General features: G+C 47.1%; 1 rRNA gene. It reads right to left on the bottom strand.

The features are described from left to right. Nucleotides 1-68, bottom strand: a 5S ribosomal RNA gene (rrf, locus tag M3205_RS25515); the annotation flags it as partial. Between the last annotated feature and the right edge of the window lie 138 nt (nt 69-206).

The raw sequence follows: 206 nt of genomic DNA on the forward strand, positions 1-206 counted from the left end.
GCGCTGAGAAGCTTAACTTCCGTGTTCGGTATGGGAACGGGTGTGACCTTCTCGCTATCGCCACCGGACTATTTGGTTTGAAGAAACTTCGTTCCCTCAAAACTAGATAATGTATGAAGAAGAATTTTGCCGAGTAATTACCAATGACTTGTCTAGCTTCGGCTCCTAACTTCTCGGCCGTTTCGATCCGTCCCTCCAAATCCCAA

This window comes from Cytobacillus firmus, assembly GCF_023715565.1.
In the GTDB taxonomy this organism is placed as follows: domain Bacteria; phylum Bacillota; class Bacilli; order Bacillales; family Cytobacillaceae; genus Cytobacillus; species Cytobacillus firmus_C.